Annotated in this window: 18 protein-coding genes and 1 pseudogene; 11 read left to right on the forward strand and 8 right to left on the reverse strand. The window is 37.8% G+C overall.

Annotated features, from left to right (window positions below):
• Positions 1 to 84 precede the first annotated feature (84 nt).
• Positions 85 to 888: a pyridoxine/pyridoxal/pyridoxamine kinase gene (gene pdxK / locus ACFSUL_RS08280; protein ID WP_377934429.1), complete on the reverse strand. Its 804-nt coding sequence runs from the start codon at positions 886 to 888 to the stop codon at positions 85 to 87.
• Between the two features lie 169 nt (positions 889 to 1,057).
• Between pdxK and ACFSUL_RS08285 the strand changes: the two genes are divergently transcribed.
• The 5 genes from ACFSUL_RS08285 (at position 1,058) to ACFSUL_RS08305 (ending at position 5,669) form a co-directional block, all read left to right on the forward strand.
• Positions 1,058 to 1,729, forward strand: coding sequence for a response regulator transcription factor (locus ACFSUL_RS08285; RefSeq protein ID WP_377934431.1), 672 nt, complete (start codon positions 1,058 to 1,060; stop codon positions 1,727 to 1,729).
• Positions 1,726 to 3,069, forward strand: coding sequence for a sensor histidine kinase (locus ACFSUL_RS08290; protein ID WP_377934433.1), 1,344 nt, complete (start codon positions 1,726 to 1,728; stop codon positions 3,067 to 3,069). The genes ACFSUL_RS08285 and ACFSUL_RS08290 overlap by 4 nt, the downstream gene beginning before the upstream one ends.
• Positions 3,070 to 3,309: 240 nt before the next feature.
• Positions 3,310 to 4,224: an ABC transporter ATP-binding protein gene (locus tag ACFSUL_RS08295; protein WP_377934435.1), complete on the forward strand. Its 915-nt coding sequence runs from the start codon at positions 3,310 to 3,312 to the stop codon at positions 4,222 to 4,224.
• The gene (locus ACFSUL_RS08300; RefSeq protein ID WP_377934437.1) at positions 4,221 to 4,931 is read left to right on the forward strand and encodes an ABC transporter permease; all 711 of its coding nucleotides are present in this window, start codon (positions 4,221 to 4,223) and stop codon (positions 4,929 to 4,931) included. Before ACFSUL_RS08295 ends, ACFSUL_RS08300 begins: the two co-directional genes overlap by 4 nt.
• 6 nt (positions 4,932 to 4,937) lie before the next feature.
• A complete protein-coding gene (locus ACFSUL_RS08305; protein ID WP_377934546.1) occupies positions 4,938 to 5,669 on the forward strand; it encodes an ABC transporter permease in 732 nt (243 codons plus the stop codon).
• A gap of 69 nt (positions 5,670 to 5,738) precedes the next feature.
• Here the strand turns inward: ACFSUL_RS08305 and ACFSUL_RS08310 are convergent, their stop codons facing one another.
• A complete protein-coding gene (locus tag ACFSUL_RS08310; RefSeq protein WP_377934439.1) occupies positions 5,739 to 6,056 on the reverse strand; it encodes a general stress protein in 318 nt (105 codons plus the stop codon).
• A 522-nt stretch (positions 6,057 to 6,578) separates the two neighbouring features.
• Here ACFSUL_RS08310 and ACFSUL_RS08315 point away from each other — a divergent pair.
• The 4 genes from ACFSUL_RS08315 to ACFSUL_RS08330 all read left to right on the forward strand — a co-directional run bounded on the left by ACFSUL_RS08315 (position 6,579) and on the right by ACFSUL_RS08330 (position 9,429).
• Positions 6,579 to 7,346, forward strand: a complete 768-nt coding sequence (locus ACFSUL_RS08315; RefSeq protein ID WP_377934441.1) for a DUF4230 domain-containing protein — start codon at positions 6,579 to 6,581, stop codon at positions 7,344 to 7,346.
• A 17-nt stretch (positions 7,347 to 7,363) separates the two neighbouring features.
• Positions 7,364 to 8,032, forward strand: coding sequence for a uracil-DNA glycosylase (locus tag ACFSUL_RS08320; protein ID WP_377934548.1), 669 nt, complete (start codon positions 7,364 to 7,366; stop codon positions 8,030 to 8,032).
• Positions 8,033 to 8,622: 590 nt separating this feature from the next.
• Entirely contained in the window at positions 8,623 to 8,922 is a 300-nt protein-coding gene (locus ACFSUL_RS08325) for a YwdI family protein (protein WP_377934443.1), read from the forward strand.
• Positions 8,923 to 9,057: 135 nt separating this feature from the next.
• Positions 9,058 to 9,429: a DUF423 domain-containing protein gene (locus tag ACFSUL_RS08330; protein ID WP_071410454.1), complete on the forward strand. Its 372-nt coding sequence runs from the start codon at positions 9,058 to 9,060 to the stop codon at positions 9,427 to 9,429.
• A gap of 79 nt (positions 9,430 to 9,508) precedes the next feature.
• On the opposite strand, the gene gerQ is transcribed toward ACFSUL_RS08330, so the two are convergent.
• The 3 genes from gerQ to hemQ form a co-directional block, all read right to left on the reverse strand.
• Entirely contained in the window at positions 9,509 to 9,967 is a 459-nt protein-coding gene (gerQ, locus tag ACFSUL_RS08335; RefSeq protein WP_377934550.1) for a spore coat protein GerQ, read from the reverse strand.
• A 44-nt stretch (positions 9,968 to 10,011) separates the two neighbouring features.
• Positions 10,012 to 10,434: a cell wall hydrolase gene (locus ACFSUL_RS08340; protein ID WP_377934446.1), complete on the reverse strand. Its 423-nt coding sequence runs from the start codon at positions 10,432 to 10,434 to the stop codon at positions 10,012 to 10,014.
• A gap of 409 nt (positions 10,435 to 10,843) precedes the next feature.
• Positions 10,844 to 11,587 carry a hydrogen peroxide-dependent heme synthase gene (gene hemQ / locus ACFSUL_RS08345; RefSeq protein WP_377934448.1) on the reverse strand — a complete coding sequence of 248 codons (744 nt, stop codon included), beginning with the start codon at positions 11,585 to 11,587 and terminating at the stop codon, positions 10,844 to 10,846.
• A 313-nt stretch (positions 11,588 to 11,900) separates the two neighbouring features.
• On the opposite strand from hemQ, the gene pta reads away from it, so the two are divergent.
• Positions 11,901 to 12,872 (forward strand): phosphate acetyltransferase, encoded by a 972-nt coding sequence (gene pta / locus ACFSUL_RS08350; protein ID WP_377934450.1) that lies wholly within the window; start codon positions 11,901 to 11,903, stop codon positions 12,870 to 12,872.
• Positions 12,873 to 13,083: 211 nt separating this feature from the next.
• Here the strand turns inward: pta and ACFSUL_RS08355 are convergent, their stop codons facing one another.
• Genes ACFSUL_RS08355 through ACFSUL_RS08365 form a run of 3 tightly spaced genes read right to left on the reverse strand, consistent with a single transcriptional unit; the run spans position 13,084 to position 15,508 of the window.
• A complete protein-coding gene (locus ACFSUL_RS08355) occupies positions 13,084 to 14,310 on the reverse strand; it encodes an ABC transporter permease (RefSeq protein ID WP_377934452.1) in 1,227 nt (408 codons plus the stop codon).
• The gene (locus tag ACFSUL_RS08360; RefSeq protein ID WP_377934454.1) at positions 14,303 to 15,202 is read right to left on the reverse strand and encodes an ABC transporter ATP-binding protein; all 900 of its coding nucleotides are present in this window, start codon (positions 15,200 to 15,202) and stop codon (positions 14,303 to 14,305) included. Before ACFSUL_RS08360 ends, ACFSUL_RS08355 begins: the two co-directional genes overlap by 8 nt.
• 18 nt (positions 15,203 to 15,220) lie before the next feature.
• A complete protein-coding gene (locus tag ACFSUL_RS08365) occupies positions 15,221 to 15,508 on the reverse strand; it encodes a hypothetical protein (RefSeq protein WP_377934456.1) in 288 nt (95 codons plus the stop codon).
• A gap of 244 nt (positions 15,509 to 15,752) precedes the next feature.
• Here ACFSUL_RS08365 and ACFSUL_RS21365 point away from each other — a divergent pair.
• Positions 15,753 to 15,812, forward strand: a pseudogene (locus tag ACFSUL_RS21365) (mersacidin family lantibiotic); the annotation flags it as partial.
• Positions 15,813 to 15,971: the final 159 nt, after the last annotated feature.

Raw genomic sequence — 15,971 nt, forward strand, 5'->3', positions numbered from 1 at the left:
CTAAAATTTTTTCTAGAAAGCGAAAATGCTGTTCAAAAAAAGCCAGTATCCCATTCAAAAGGACACTGACTTATTATGCTATTCTTATTTACGGTTAAAAGCTCCGTGCATGACAGGGCCTACATATTGGTTTAATTGGAAGCCGTGGTTGATAGCTGCTGTTACAAATTTTTTCGCGTTTTCTACTGCTTCTTTTACATCTTGTCCATTTGCAAGGTTAGCTGTAATTGCAGCAGCAAATGTACAACCAGCACCATGATTATATGTGGTTGCAACTTTTTCTTCTTCTAGAATTGTAAATTCTTTTCCATCATAGAAAAGATCTAATGCTTTGTCGTGTTCCAATTGTTTTCCACCTTTAATGACAACATTTTTTGCCCCTAGATCATGAATTTTTTCCGCGGCTTTTTTCATGCCATCAACGGTTTTAATAGGACCGGTTTGTGCTAGTTGTCCTGCTTCAAAAAGGTTTGGCGTAACAATCGTTGCTCTTGGGAGTAAAAATTCTCTCATTGCATCGGTTGTTTCAGGATTTAGAACCTCGTCTTCCCCTTTGCACACCATAACAGGATCAATGACAACTTTATTTAAACGATACTCATCGATTTTTTTTGCTGCTAACTCAATGATTTCAACTGTGCCGAGCATTCCCGTTTTCATTGCATCAATTTCAACAGAAAGAACGGTTTCAAGCTGGGCTTCTAATGTATCTAAAGATAGTGGATGAACATTATGATGCCAATCGTTGTTCGGGTCCATTGTTACAACGGTAGTAAGTGCAGTCATTCCATAGACACCGTGTTCTTGGAAGGTTTTTAAATCAGCTTGAATTCCCGCTCCACCACTCGTATCAGATCCAGCGATTGTTAATGTTTTTTTCAACGTCATAGTATGTTTCCTCCTCGTCCTGTTGTTAGTTATTAGTGTACCATTTCATGAAACGTATGAATCAAGAATAGCTGATTTAAACGTTAAAAACAATGACAAAGAATGATTGACGAAAACAAATAGATATGGCATAAGGTAAGTAATGGAAAAAATAACAAAGGAGACGAATATGTTTACCATTTTATATATAGAAGACGATTTAGAAATTGGAAAATGGGTGCAGGACGATTTGGCATCTAGAGGCTACGATGTTACTTGGCTTACGTCTGGAGAAAAAGCGAATCAATACGTTGCCAATATGGATGTAGTCATATTGGATGTGATGCTCCCCGGTCTTGATGGCTTCTCTGTAGGGAAGCGGTTAAAGAAGGAGCATCCTGAAACACCTATATTAATGCTTTCTGCAAGAACAGCAATTGAAGATAAGATAGAAGGACTTCAGTTTGCAGATGACTATTTAACAAAACCATTTCACCCAGATGAACTCACTGCAAGGATTGAAGTGCTAGTGCGTAGATTTCAAAAAGATATACCTACCGAAATTAAACTCCATCATCTCACGTATTTTCCAAACGAACTGCGCCTAATAGATAATCGCACAAAACAAGAGATTATTTTAACGGGCAAACAGTTCGCTATCTTCCAATATCTTTTAAAACATCGTGGACAAATTTTAACAAAGGAACAAATTTTTGAAGCGGTCTGGAGCGAATCCTATATAGAAGGAGATAAAACGTTAATGGTTCACATTCGCTATTTGCGAGAAAAAATAGAAGAAGATCCTGCTAAACCGCAAATTATCGAAACCATAAGAGGGCTCGGGTATAGGGTGAAAGCATGAAGCTACAGACAAAGTATTTAATTATTATTTCTGCTGCATTAATACTTTTACCAATTGCTTTTCCACTAGTATCCGTTGTCTTCTATTTACCGCTCTATTCACTTGATAACATAGAGGAGAAAAAGGTAATAGATGGGGAAAAGGTAGAGGAAATGTGGCATGAGAAGGCTACTGAATTAAATGGGAAAACGAGTATGGAGATACAAGCAGCCTTACAAAAGGTAAACGAAAAGTACCCAAATTCGGAGCTGTTATGGATTAATAAACAAGGGCATAAAGAGTATGAACTTCCAGCACAGCCAACTATCCCAGAACAATGGAGCGCCGGCTACACAGTTGATTTTATGAAGCGGAGAACAGGAGGAGATCCGTTTACTGTTGTTGCCTTCATTGGGAACAAACAGGATAATGGGTTCATTGTTTTTCAGCTCCCAAGAGAACTTATGGAACCACCAATTCACAAGCTTCGAAGTCGTTATGACGTTGTTTATACAGCTGCTATTATTGTCATGCTTTTACTATTCTTAGTTGTTTCCTGGCTATTTTTCCGTAATATTCGTAAACGCCTGCTCGCATTGCAAAAGGCAATGAGTGAGAGGGATGAGCATCAAATTCCTGTACCTATCTCTGTATCAAAACAAGATGAAATTGGGAAATTAGAAGTTTCTTTTAATACGATGATTGATGAGTTGAAGACAAGTCGAATGCGAGAAAAGGAGGAAGAACAGTTGCGGCGGCAGCTTATTGCAAATTTATCTCATGATTTGCGAACTCCTTTAACAACATTGCGGGCTCATGCCTACACATTGTCAAAAGAAGAACTAAGTACCAAAGGGGAAGAGTCTCTAGAGGTTATTGATGTAAAAGTAAAACAGATAGATGGGCTAATTGACAATCTTTTATCTTATACATTATTAATGGCGAAGAAGTACCGTTTTGAGCCAAAGGCAGTAGATGTTCTTCGAGTTGTAAAACAATCTATCACCTCTTGGTATCCCGTTTTTGAAAAAGAGGGTTTTGAAATAAATATTGATTTACCTGATGTGAAGGAGCAATGGACCATTGACCCGCTCTGGTTGGAACGCATTTTCGATAATCTTTTCCAAAATATTATCCGGCATGCGAAAGAAGGGTTGTATGTAAGGGTAACAGCCGAGGTGGTAAAGGAAGGATTGACCATTTTAATAAAAGATAAAGGTGCAGGTATGCAGAATGATTCCAAAGATAAAGGTGCGGGTATTGGATTATCTATTGTAGCGATTATGATAAAGGAAATGGGACTTGATTGGGATGTGGAAACAGGTGAAAGTGGGACGTGCTTTAGAATATGGAAGAAGTAAATGGAGATAACGATTTGTTTTGTACCGTGGTTTCAACAGCTGAATAGTAACCTAAAACACAAAGTTGCTAATGAGTGGCTTTGTGTTTTTTAGGGTGTTTCTTTTTAGCGGAAATCAATGGGTAAAATTCATAAGTGAAAACAACAACCTATGAGAAAAGGGCTTTTTTAAACAAAATTTAACCTTTCCCTTATCCTGCATTTAACCTTTGCGTTCTATGATGGTAGGGAGGTGATAATAATGAGCGTAAATATTATTGAAACAAGACACTTAACAAAACGATTTAAACAGCATCAAGCGGTAGTAGATGTGAATTTAGCTATTCCAAAAGGAGAAATCTTTGGTTTTCTTGGCCCAAATGGTGCAGGGAAAACAACAACAATTCGCATGATCTTAGGGTTAATGAAGCCAACTCATGGAAAAATAAATGTTTTTGGACAAGATTTACAGAAAGAAAAGCTTAAAATTTTAAAAAGAGTTGGTTCTCTTGTGGAGTCCCCGTCTTATTATGGCCATTTGACAGCTTATGAAAATTTAGAAGTGTTGCGAAAAATTTTAGATGTGCCGAAATCGAGAATAGAAGAAGTACTTCGTATCGTTAGGCTATCGAATGAAAGTAACCGTAAAGTAAAAGGATTTTCCCTTGGAATGAAACAACGGCTAGGAATTGCAGCCTCCCTTCTTGGTAATCCGGAGCTACTTATACTAGATGAACCGACAAATGGATTGGATCCATCGGGGATATTGGAAATGCGTGAATTGATAAAACAACTTCCAAAGGAGCATGGCATCACAGTGCTTGTCTCCAGTCATTTACTATCAGAAATTGACCAGATGGCGACGCAGGTGGGCATTATTACGAAGGGAAACTTGATTTTCCAAGATTCCATTGACGTTCTACGGGAAAAAGCACAAACAAAATTAAAAATGAGAGTAAGTGATGCAGAGTCTGCGTGGAAATTATTATTATCCCAGGGAGTAACGGTGGAACTCGAAAATGGACTGCTGCAGCTAGGTAGTGTGGATGATGAGAGAATAGCAAAAATCGTTGCTTCTCTTGTGAAAGAAAGGTACTCGATTTATCGGATTGAGGAAGAAAGAATGTCATTAGAATCCATTTTCTTAGAAATGACAAAGGGGGAAAGGAGTCTATGATGTCTCGTATTCTTCAGTCTGATTTTTTAAAGCTTAAACGAAAGGGAATTTGGTTTTTAGTAATTCTTGGACCAGTGGGCGTTATTAGTTTACAGGCTGTAAATTATGGGTTGCGATATGACTACTTAGTAAATGGTAATAGTGATGTATGGGCAGGCTTACTTAGTCAAATCAGGGGATTTGTAGCGATTACATTGCTGCTTGGTATTGCTATTTTATCCTCCTTAACAGCAAACCTGGAGCATCAAACGAATGCTTGGAAGCAGATATTAACATTGCCTATATCTAGATGGAGTGTTTTTACTGCCAAATTCACATTAAATGCGTTCATGTTGCTTATTTCCTGTATCCTGTTAGTGTTAGGAACGATTATCCTAGGTCTAATATTGGGATTTGGTACAGGTTTTCCAACGTTAGATATCCTAAAGGTTAGTTTTTATCCTTTCTTTGCAGCATTGCCCATTCTTGCACTGCAATTATGGCTTTCCGTTACGCTAACGAACCAAGGAATTCCACTTGCAATAGGAGTATTTGGTGCCATCTTTTCTGCTTATTCTTTTACATTGCCAGATTGGCTTATATGGAAATGGCCACTGCTCCAGAACGATTGGGGGGAACCAATATGGAATGTTGTATTGGGAATTGTAGTTGGTGTATTAGTCTACAGTATTTCAGTTTTAGATTTTATGAGAAGGGATGTGAAATAATTGATGATCACCAATTTGATAAAGGCGGAGTGGCTTAAGCTAAGGAAATCAAAAATACTTCCCATTCTGTTTATTAGTCCGTTGATGGCTATAGTTGCTGGGGTTAAGGCTCCTGGTGAAGGAAGTATGGAAGGAAATGAGTGGTATGTACCGCTTATGTATATGGTGGTTATTCACGGTCAACTATTGTTGCCCCTTTTAACGGGAATTTTAGCGGCGTATGTGTGCCGCTATGAGCATCAATTTGGTGGCTGGAAGCAATTACTTTCACTACCTGTTACAAGAAGTCGTGTGTTCTTATCTAAATATATCGTTGTCATGGTGCTCATTGCCTTTATTCAACTAATGCTGTTGGCAGGTTTATATGGTATTGGTTTTATAAAGAATTTTACGGACCCATTCCCAATGGATATTTTGTGGAAAAGTATTTTAGGAGGATGGGTTGCTTGTTTGCCTTTAGTAGCGTTGCAATTATGGGTATCTATTGCATGGTCTAGCTTCGGCGCACCTTTAGCATTGAATGTTATCTTTACCTTGCCGAATATACTAGTAGCTAATTCAGAGACATATGGACCATGGTATCCATGGGCACAACCTTTGTTATCGATGATTCCAAAAGTAGAAGGAAACTATGGGACTTTTTATGTTAGCCCCGAGACACTCTTTTATGTAATAATAGGAAGCTTCTTAGTCTTTTTCATTGGTGGACTCACATATATGCAGAGAAAACCTGTTTAACATAAACAAATAGAGCTAGCCTAGGCGCCAGCTCTATTTGTTTTGTGTATAGTTTATTCGTTACGCCTCCTAAGAAGCAATTAAAACAAGTCTACCTTTATCCAGTTCTTCTTCATATCGATTCGCTTCCGCTTGATTAAGCCCTACAGCCATCATTTTATCGCGAAGTTCATCTCCACGACTTCTAAAAAAGTTCCCAAGTGCGTCTACTAAGCCTTGTTCTTTTATTCCAACATCCTGTGTGTTCGTTGCATCAGTAATATCCTCAGAAAAATGCTTATCGTGAGCAAAAATATAAATCTGTTTTTCTGTATAGCCCTCTCGTGTTAACTCCTCTATTGCGCCCTTCGCCTGTACTACATTCTCTACTACTTTTGTTGTATACATTGTAAAGACCTCCTATTAGAGAAATTTTTGTTACACTAGTCTATTTCCCCGCTAGTACTAGTAATAAACATAAGATTTTTCTAAAAGTTTGTTACTTTTAACAACAGTTGAAAACACAGAGTGGATTGGAGCGGAAGGCACTTGACTCCTGCGGGATACAGAGGAAAAGTCGAGACCACGCAGAATGTCGAGGAGGCTTGAATTCCTCCCCGCGGAAAGCAAGTGCCTGCAGCGGAATGAAACGGTCCATTGCCTACAGACAACAACTTTTACGCAAAACTCACATGGCGGCTGAAACCAAGCCGCCACCATCTACTACTATAAAAAAAGCAAATTTATTGCCAAGGTGGTATAGAATCGATTCATTTTGTTCATCCTAAACGATTTTACGATGCTTAAAAATACTTTTTTTCATACAAACAGCTTAAACATAAGATATATTCCCAAAATCTGATAAATAGTATTTACATTATTTATATTTCCATGAATCGACAATATTTCATATAATAGAAGAAAGGGAAGGTGAAGTTAGTGATCAATCAATCCGAAAAAATTAAAGAAATAGAAACAATTCTAGAAGAGTTGAAGTCTAGTGAAAATGAATCAAGTGCTGCTATAGCCGTTGACCATAAAAGAAAGACGAGATTTCCTACGTGGAAAGTGGGTAAATCATTCCTATCTCTTTGGAAAAGTAAATTTATTTTGTTGTTAGTACTATTCGTATTGCTTATTTCCGGCGCGGGGATAGGAGTGTACACATTGCTTTCGGGGTCTACTTTTCAAGAAGAGAAAGGTAGTTTCGTAGAACAGATTCAAGATATGAGTTCGCTCGCGACTGCCCAAGGTTTTGTAAAAGCAGTAATTGAGCAAGAGGACAATAAGCTGTTTGGTAAGGATATTAATGCTGATATACCGGGCACAAAGAGAAAGATATTAATTGTCGTACCAGGAAGTGTACTTGCAGGTGTAGACCTGCAGAAGGTTTCAGAAAATGATATAAAAGTAGATGAAGAGGCCAAAGAAGTAACGATGACACTGCCAAAAGCTGAAATTCTTCAAGATCCATCACTAGACATGGAAAGTATCAAAACCTTTTCTGTAGAAGGGCTGTTTAGAAGTGAAGTTGATTGGCAGGAAGGATTTGGACTCGCTGAAGAAGCGAAAGAACAAATTAGGCAGGAAGCTGTAGGTCAGGGAATACTAGAAGCCGCGGAAAAAAATGCAGAAAAGTCTTTAAAAAGTTTTTTTGAACAAATTGGATATTCTATAAAAATAGAGTATAAAAGCTAGAAAGGATGTCTCATTTGATCACAAATCTAAAAAATGACTGGGCTAATCTGTTGAGAGAAGAGTTTCAAAAGCCTTATTATTTAAAGCTGAGAGAGTTTTTGAAAAAAGAATATAGTGAAAATACGATTTATCCTAATAAGAACGATATTTTTAATAGTTTACAATTTACACCTTATCAAGAGGTGAAGGTTGTCTTGCTCGGACAAGATCCCTATCATGGACCGAATCAAGCGGAGGGGTTAAGTTTTTCTGTGAAAAAGGATATCTCAATTCCCCCCTCCTTACGAAATATGTTCAAAGAGCTGCAAGGTGATATCGGTTGTCCTTTGCCAACGGAAGGTTCGCTAGTAAACTGGGCTGAACAAGGTGTACTCTTATTAAATACGGTGCTGACAGTTCGAAAAGGGGAAGCTAATTCTCACCGAGGAAAAGGGTGGGAACAGTTTACGGATCAAGTTATAAACAAGTTGAATGACCGTGAAAAACCAGTTATCTTTATGCTCTGGGGAAGACCGGCACAAAGTAAAAAGCGCCTTATTGATACATCGAGACATTTTATAATCGAATCGCCTCACCCTAGCCCGTTATCCGCACATAGAGGATTCTTTGGTAGTAAGCCTTATTCCAAAGCAAATGAATTTTTGAAGGAGATAGGGGAAGAGGAAATTGATTGGTGCTTATCGTAAAAAATACAGAATTGCGACAAATACTTACATGTTTCACGTGAAACATTGAAAATACTCGAAATTTGTATGATGCAGGGTGTCCGACTATAGTGGGCATCCTTCTTTTAATGCAAAGTGAGTGAAAAGGGAGGAAGCGTGACGTGCAAGCGAAAGGTCAACGTATTAACTGCTTTCAGTGCAAGCATTTTTATACTACATGGCAGAAGGCTCACCCAAGAGGTTGTACTGGATATGGATTCAAGTCAAAGGAAATGCCATCTGTTGTAGTACTTCGGTCTTCCGGACAAGCCTGCTTAAAATTCATGCCAAAGAGGTAAAGGAAGAATAGTACTATAGATATGGAGATATTGTGACTAGAAGATAACAAATAAAATCGCTATAGGTATAGTTTCGCATGGTATCAATTCTGTTGCATCTGTTATGCTAGAGTGTGTATGATTGAAAACAGTTAGATAGGAAGGCATTATAGAGTTAGTTAGATGAGTTTTTTTTTGATAATTGATATGGAAAATAAATAGTACAAGGTCCGTCCCCGACTTCGCTAATGTGTCAAAGTGTGGAGGGACAGGCAATAAAAGGAGGTTGTACAGTTGAATATTACTCACCAAACGTTGATTAGAAAGATGGAAGCGGAAATAGGTAAGGCGAAAGTAGCTGAAAAGAGCCAAGAAGTTCGAGAACATGTTTATTCTATAAAAGCGTTATGTGAAGTGTTGTTAGAAGAGAGTGCTTCTGACCTCGGCTCTTTTATACCACCGACATCTCCACAAACGAATATAAACTATGTACAGACACCACAACAGCCTTCAACGCAAACTGTTCAAGTCAGTGAAAAGGAAAGACTACAAACAGATGATGGAGCGAATGGTGACTCGCTATTTGATTTTTAAGAGTAGACAGGGTGAACGGAATACTCATCCAACAAAGTGACTACATCAGTAGGGGGGGGAAGACCCTGTCTGCATGATGCAAAGGTGATCTAATTTACAGGAACTAGTTACAGAAAACGATGGAGGAGAGGGAAAATGAAAACATTTATTATCATTGGAGCAATTAATGCTTTTTTATCTGTGGCATTAGGAGCATTCGGTGCACACGCGTTAGAGGGGAAAATATCGCAAAAGTATATTGAAACATGGAATACGGGTGTACTATACCAAATGTTTCATGCCTTGGGAATTTTAATCGTAGGAGTACTTATTGGAAATGTGTCAGCAAGCTCCTTACTGTCATGGTCAGGTTGGTTAATGTTAATTGGTACCATTTTGTTCTCAGGGAGCTTATACGTACTAAGTCTTTCAGGTATCAAAGTACTGGGTGCCATAACACCATTAGGTGGAGTTAGCTTCTTGGCTGCGTGGGTTCTGCTTATCATATTTGCCGTAAAGGCATTATAAAATTTCAATAAAAAACAGACGCTGTAATGGAGGGTTTTCTCCACTTTGCGTCTGTTTTTTAATGAATCTATAAAATGTACTATCTTGGTGAATAATTTGCCATTTGTCCGCCGCCACCACCGAATGGATATTCATACTCGATTTCTTCGTCGAAGGTGACGTAATCTAAGTAAATCATTAAAATTAGGTAGCGTCTCCCCGTTTGCGGATCGCTAAGAATTATATGGTCTCTCCCTGCTGCCTCGATAATGCCTTTAAACACCTTCGCGTTCCACTCTTGATTGTTTTCAAAAGTAGTATAGACTGTTGCTACTTTTCCTTTGTTGAGTCGAAGGATGTTTTCGATATAAGACTCTTGAATCGGTAGCATCCCAGGTACATTTTGGGATGGTGACGGAGCGTTAGTAGGTTGTGGTATTTGTGCGCCACCTGCTTGTTGGGCTTGCTGCATATAATAGGGGCTTTGGACCTGCCCCTGCCCTGCACCGTAATATTGACCATATGGATTATAAGCCGCTTGTTGATTATAACCGTACATATACGGATTTTTCTGTTCAGCCAACTAGAAAACCTCCTCTAAATTTAATAAGCTTTTGGACAATCACTTTGAGTTGGGCTAAAGAAGCAATGTGATTTATAGCGTCCAGAGTTGTATTGATTAAACCACTGGACAGGACAACTCCCTTCTGGACGGAAGAACCATAAGGAGTTAGAAGCAGGGTGGTAGCGCATTCCCCTAATCGTTTTTCTTGCAAGGTCTATATCTTTCTGTCGGGCTCGTTGATAAAAGTAACCTTTCTGTGTCGCCTCAAACCCACCTGGCCTTTGATAGACCATTTTTCGAAGGGAAGTAATATCTTTAAAATCAAGACAATTAACACGTACACGATTTACCCCAACATTCCCTACCATGAGCATTCCTAATTGGCCATCACCTTCAGCTTCAGCTCTCATCAATCTGGCAAGTAGTTTTACATCACTTTCGTTGTATGCGATAACAGCCATCTTTTCACCTCACTTTAGAAGGCCAATGAATGCATTTCGGTTATGGATTAGAATCTCACTATTTAATTCGTATGTAGGGAGGATTAAAAATATTCTTGTAGGTTCTTGAATTTGTAAATGGATAATGTAGTAATTCCTCATTAGTAAAGCAAGCAGGGGATATGGATGGTATTTCCGCTTCTTAATCATTGGGTATAAAATATTTACTTAGAAAAGTACTGATGCAGGTACGACCTTTAAAGTAGCTAAAATTAGATTATAAAATCTTGATAAATAGAGGCTGTTTTTAAATGGAATTAACGGGAAGAACTTATAAGTAAAAAAACAATCTATGAGAAAAGAGCCTTTAAAAAAACAGTCTAAATAAAAAGATGCCTGACTAGGAGAGCCAGGCATCTTTCCTTACTGTTTATACAGAAAGAAATTTAGCAATTGCATCTTCTTTTAATAGATTTCCTACGTAGAATGAACCGAATTCACCATAACGAGCACTTACTTCGTCAAAGCGCATTTCGTATACGAGTTTTTTAAATTGCAGAACATCATCTGCAAAAAGGGTAACTCCCCATTCATAATCATCAAAACCAACAGAGCCAGTAATAATTTGTTTTACTTTTCCAGCATACTGACGTCCTATCATGCCATGGCTTTTCATTAAGCTACGGCGTTCATCCATCGGAAGCATGTACCAATTGTCATTTCCTTGACGGCGCTTGTCCATTGGATAAAAGCAAATATGGTTTGCTTTTGGAAGGATCGGATAAAGTCTTTCTCTAACATGAGGATTCTCGTAAGGATTCTCATCTGAAGGCATATAATTCCCTAATTCCACAACCGATACGTAAGAGAAAGTAGGGATTGTGAATTCAGCAATTTTTAGTTTATTAAATTCATTTTCCAAAGCATTTAATTCTTCCATCGTTGGGCGTAAAATCATAAACATAAAGTCTGCTTTTTGACCAACAATTGTGTAAAGAGCATGACTGCCCTCTTTTGCATCTTGTGTTACGTTCAACTTATTTAAAAAGCGATGGAATTCTGCGATAGCCACTTCACGATCTTCACTAGGAAGAAGCTTCCATGCAGTCCAATCCATAGCACGTAAGTCATGAAGAGAATACCAACCATCTAATGTTTGAGCTGGTTCTGCCATACTAAACACTCCTTTTGCTATTTAAGCAGCTGATAAAACAGCTACATGTTAATTTTAGTTCTTTTCCACCATTACTATATCATAGTTTGACCGAGAATAAGGAATAAGAAACCCTAATGTCCACGAAAATGACACAACCATGGATAATTTCTGCCAGGTTGAACAAAATAAATAAGGTGATTAATGGAAGTTAATTTTCAGAAAACAAGAACATTAATGTTGTAAACGGTAACATCCTGTGTTTTTCTTGAAATCTTACATAAGAAGAGTATTCTAAAAAATGGATAGTTATAAATGAAGGAGGTCCCTCATAATGAGTAACTTATTTACTACATTAACAAATAAAATTAAAGGGAAAGATTTAAAGATTGTTTTTCCTGAAGGAACAGATGAAAGAGTCCTTACTGCTGCTTCTCGCTTAGCTGAAGACGCTGTGCTAACTCCGATTGTTATCGGTAACGTAGAAGAAGTGTCTGCAAAGGCGGAGCAACTTGGTGTAAAGCTTGATGGCTGTGATGTAATTGATCCAGCAAGCTATGAAAAAATGGATGAATTAGTTCAATCTTTCGTAGAGCGTCGCAAAGGAAAAGCAACAGAGGAAGATGCTAAGAAAATCCTATTAGATGGTAACTATTTTGGAACAATGCTTGTTTATACGGGACAAGCTCATGGGCTAGTTAGTGGTGCTGCACATTCTACAGCTGACACTGTACGTCCTGCTCTTCAAATTATTAAAACAAAAGAAGGCGTTCGCAAAACTTCTGGCGTATTTATCATGGTTCGAGATGAAGAAAAATATGTTTTTGCTGATTGTGCAATCAACATTTCGCCAGATAGCCAAGACTTAGCAGAAATTGCTATCGAAAGTGCGAAAACAGCTGAAATGTTTGATATCGATCCACGAGTAGCAATGCTAAGCTTCTCTACAAAAGGTTCAGCAAAGTCTCCAGAAACAGAAAAGGTAACGGAAGCTGTAGCATTAGCAAAAGAAAAAGCACCTCAATTAACAGTAGATGGTGAATTCCAATTTGATGCTGCTTTTGTTCCATCTGTTGCAGCGAAAAAGGCTCCAGATTCTGAAATCAAAGGCGATGCTAATACATTTGTATTCCCAAGCCTTGAAGCTGGAAACATTGGCTACAAAATCGCACAACGTCTTGGAAACTTTGAAGCAGTAGGTCCAATCCTTCAAGGATTAAATGCACCTGTTAACGATCTTTCTCGTGGTTGTAATGAAGAAGATGTGTATAAATTAGCATTAATTACAGCGGCACAGGCGCTTTAATTAAATATAGGAATTAGTGTAAGTGAAGGAGATGGATCCGAATTTGGGTCCATCTTTTTATTTATATTCATAGAAAGAGATGAACGGTTCTTTTATTTTCTACCTCAATTGTATTGACTAATTAGTAGTTTACTTTTCATATTTTAAAAATAGTTATTAAAAAAGTAATGAATACCTATTTCCACAGGTTCTTCCGAATTAGACCATTATATTATTTCTCCGCGGCAAGTTTCCAGGCGCTTTTGATAGATTTAAACAGCGATTGGCTGCTGTATAATAAAACACTTCCTTGATAGAATCTAACGCAAAGTGCCATTAAGGCAATAACCGAACCACCTAATAGAAGAAGCGAAAGAATTATCTCAATGTTTGAAGTCTCTAATAGGCTAATTCGAATAAACATAAGCATAGGGGTGAAAAAGGGAATATAGGACCCAATCGTAATTAGTATGGAAGATGGAGAGCTTATTCCAACTAATGCACCTAGTAGGGCAATCATTAAAACATAGGAGATAGGAGACATGTAATTATTTATATCCTCTACCTTGGAAACCAAGGACCCGATAAACGCGGCCAATATTCCATAGAATAAGTACCCAAGGACACTAAATACAAGTGCATAAATCCAGACACTAAGAGAAACACTTTGAACTGTTTCTATAATCAAACTTTGTACCTCATCAGACCCAAAGTACTTAATAATTAAAGATCCTAGTAACCCGAATAAACCTAATTGAGTCAAACTGATAAGGAAAACCCCCACGAGTTTACCGAAAAAGTGAGCGGTTGCAGAGGAGCTTGAAATAATGACTTCCATAATTCTAGAGCCTTTTTCCTTCGCAATCTCCATCGCAATCATCATTCCATATAAAGTCACGAACGTATATAATAAAAATAATATACCGATTGCCATATTCTCAGCAGCATTTTGTTCTTTCTCCGATAGCGATTTCTTTGCATTATTAATAACTTCCGTTTCTAATGGAACCGATGTTAAGGCGCTCTGGAGTTCTGTACCTGATACATTTAGGTTGCTCGAAACTGTTTGAACCTGGCTTATTTGCAGAGCTTGAGCAACCATTTGTACATTTTCTGGATTGACTGGATTTTTTGTTTTTAATATATTACGATCATCATTCATCTCTAAATATCCACTTACTTTTTCGCTGTGTAAAAGGTCTTCCGCTTCTTCTTTTTTATTGACAGCTTCTACGGAAATCCCCTCTAAATTAGCTTCCAGGGAATCTTTAACCTCTGATGTTGTTCCTACGACCGCAATAGATGCAATGTCTTCCTTTTCATTTAATTTATTTAGAAGGTCGGGTAGAGTAACACCTGCAAACATGATTAAAATGGTGAAAAGAGTGGTCCAGGCAAATGCCTTCGATTTTATTTTACTTTTATACGTTTGGCTGACAAGAACCCAAAACTTATGCATGAAGCCCACCAACTTTCATTTTAAAGATCTCATTTAAGCTAGGGGTTTCTGCACTAAAGGTAGAAATAAATCCATCCTTCGTAACGTAGTTAAACATTTTTTGAATATCCTGATTATTTTTGATAAAAACGTTCATCTTGTCCATTTCTTTCTTGACAGAGTCTACAAATGGAAGTTCTTTCAGTTCATGTTCTGTATGGTGAGAGCGTAAAATGATTTTCTTTGTGCCAAACTGTTGCTTAACTTGAAGGATATCTCCATGCAGAATAGATTCTCCCTCTTTCAACATACATATGTCATCACAGATTTCCTCTACGTGTTCCATACGGTGACTAGAAAAAATAACTGTCGTCCCCATGTCCTTTAACTCCAATACAATTTGTTTCAGCGCTTCTGCGTTGACAGGGTCTAGACCGCTAAATGGTTCATCAAGTATGACGATTTGTGGTTGATGAAGAACGGTACTGATAAGCTGTAATTTCTGCTGATTTCCTTTTGAAAGGGTTTTGACCTTTTGCTTCCGTTTGCTTTCTAGTTTCAATCTTTCTAGCCACCTATTAATATGCGGCAATAGTTCTTTTCTTTTTTTTCCACGAAGTTGACCAAAGAACAATAATTGCTCCTCTAGCGACATTTCAGGATAAAGACCCCTTTCTTCCGGAAGGTAACCAATAGAATTGGCATGAATGGAGCTTGCCTTTTTTTCATTCCAGACTATTTCCCCCGAGTCTGGTGTTAAAAGCCCCAAGATCATACGAAATGTAGTTGTCTTCCCAGCACCATTTTGACCAATTAGTCCTAAAATACGATTATCCCTCGCATGTATAGTTAAACTTTTGACAGCAACAAAATCCCCAAACGTCTTAGAAATGTTCCGTAGTTCCAATCCCACAATCCCCAGCCCCTCTTATTAAAATTGTTTTTTGAACGAATAGATTAGTAGCGAATGTACAAAGGCTAATAGGCCATACATAATCGTTAAAACATCAATCAACTCTTCCACGGAAAGATCTGCTGTAGCTTCCATAATTATGGTGCTCACAAACCCAACTGTTACGAGCACATATGTCCAAATACTAGCCTTTCCTAGTATTTGTTGTCCTCTTTCATCCTTTCCTTCTGTAGCGACAAAATTTCCGAAATAAAAGACGGAAAGGGCCAAAATAATCGTTGCAATATAGCTTAGTGTAGAAGTCATAATAATCCCCCAATTTTAATTTTTTAATTAATTCCGTTTAAAATGTAATGTATTTATGTCTAAATATTAAAAATATATTGCAATATCTCATAAAAAGTGTATTTTTACCATTATAATCCAGATGATAAACTTTGCATGTACCTTAAATCAGATAGGAGGAATCAAAATGTCAAACGAGCAAATTATTAAGGCGTGGAAAAATTCAGAACTTTGCGATGCGAAATTCAACCATTCGGCAGGGTAGACTTTTAAAGAGCTTTCCGCAGAGGAAATGATGAATATTCAAGGTGCAGGAGACGTTTAACCTGAAACAACTCCAACTACTACGATTGCTAGTTCTGCTAATTTAGTTTTTAGTGAAGAGGCTGGGACAAATGTGCTCTAGGTGAATAAAACTTGTTGTTCTTTTTAACTTGTTCTAGCTGTTGATTGGAGTGCAAGACGAAGACTCCTGCGGGAAAAG

Source organism: Bacillus seohaeanensis (assembly GCF_042684945.1).
Classification (GTDB): domain Bacteria; phylum Bacillota; class Bacilli; order Bacillales; family Bacillaceae_B; genus Rossellomorea; species Rossellomorea seohaeanensis.

Excerpts from the sequence above, each read along its gene's own strand:
- ACFSUL_RS08330 (WP_071410454.1), top strand. The coding sequence starts at position 9,058 with ATGAAAACATTTATTATCATTGGAGCAATTAATGCTTTTTTATCTGTG.
- ACFSUL_RS08340 (WP_377934446.1), bottom strand. The coding sequence starts at position 10,434 with ATGGCTGTTATCGCATACAACGAAAGTGATGTAAAACTACTTGCCAGA.
- ACFSUL_RS08285 (WP_377934431.1), top strand. The coding sequence starts at position 1,058 with ATGTTTACCATTTTATATATAGAAGACGATTTAGAAATTGGAAAATGG.
- ACFSUL_RS08295 (WP_377934435.1), top strand. The coding sequence starts at position 3,310 with ATGAGCGTAAATATTATTGAAACAAGACACTTAACAAAACGATTTAAA.
- ACFSUL_RS08355 (WP_377934452.1), bottom strand. The coding sequence starts at position 14,310 with ATGCATAAGTTTTGGGTTCTTGTCAGCCAAACGTATAAAAGTAAAATA.
- ACFSUL_RS08290 (WP_377934433.1), top strand. The coding sequence starts at position 1,726 with ATGAAGCTACAGACAAAGTATTTAATTATTATTTCTGCTGCATTAATA.
- hemQ (WP_377934448.1), bottom strand. The coding sequence starts at position 11,587 with ATGGCAGAACCAGCTCAAACATTAGATGGTTGGTATTCTCTTCATGAC.
- ACFSUL_RS08365 (WP_377934456.1), bottom strand. The coding sequence starts at position 15,508 with ATGACTTCTACACTAAGCTATATTGCAACGATTATTTTGGCCCTTTCC.
- ACFSUL_RS08300 (WP_377934437.1), top strand. The coding sequence starts at position 4,221 with ATGATGTCTCGTATTCTTCAGTCTGATTTTTTAAAGCTTAAACGAAAG.
- ACFSUL_RS08310 (WP_377934439.1), bottom strand. The coding sequence starts at position 6,056 with ATGTATACAACAAAAGTAGTAGAGAATGTAGTACAGGCGAAGGGCGCA.
- gerQ (WP_377934550.1), bottom strand. The coding sequence starts at position 9,967 with ATGTACGGTTATAATCAACAAGCGGCTTATAATCCATATGGTCAATAT.
- pta (WP_377934450.1), top strand. The coding sequence starts at position 11,901 with ATGAGTAACTTATTTACTACATTAACAAATAAAATTAAAGGGAAAGAT.
- pdxK (WP_377934429.1), bottom strand. The coding sequence starts at position 888 with ATGACGTTGAAAAAAACATTAACAATCGCTGGATCTGATACGAGTGGT.